This is a genomic window from Vibrio sp. 1402 (genome assembly GCF_033340275.1).
Window position 1 is genome coordinate 1 of the sequence record NZ_JAWOWE010000556.1, and the last position, 560, is coordinate 560.

The 560-nt window shown below is 47.7% G+C and carries 1 protein-coding gene; it reads right to left on the reverse strand.

Annotation, left to right across the window (positions count from 1 at the left end; genetic code table 11):
* Positions 1-560, reverse strand: a 560-nt coding sequence (locus R7044_RS27225) for a potassium transporter TrkG (RefSeq protein ID WP_318141754.1), incomplete at both ends; no start/stop codon positions are given.

Here is a 560-nt window from a genome sequence, read left to right on the forward strand (position 1 = left end):
TCACTTTCATACCACCACCAGTCGAACCTGCGCATCCTCCTATAAAAGAGGAGAACAGTAACAGCACTGGCAAAAACAATGGCCAATCTGCAAAACCGGTTGTGGTGAAACCTGCGGTTGTCGAGATGGAGACAGTTTGGAACAATGCTTGGTCAAACGCATCATAAGGTGATGTGTAAGAGTGGTGCTTCAATAGTAGTAAGAAGCAAACCAAAAACAGTAACACCTGAATAAAGATGAATGCGCGGAACTCTGGGTCTTTCCAATAATACTTAGGATGAACCCCACCAGAGGCAAATGCCGCAAAGTGCAGAGTGAAGTTACAAGCAGAGATCAGCAAGAACACCACGGTAATCAGGTTAATCGCGTAACTGTCGAAGTAACCCATGCTGGCATCGTGAGTTGAGAAGCCACCAATCGCAATGGTAGAGAAGCTGTGGCTGATGGCATCAAACGGCGTCATGCCCGCGAGCCAAAAAGCAACCGCACAAGCGATTGTCAGGCTTAAATAGATGTACCACAGCGCTTTTGCTGTCTCGGCTATGCGCGGGGTCATTTTG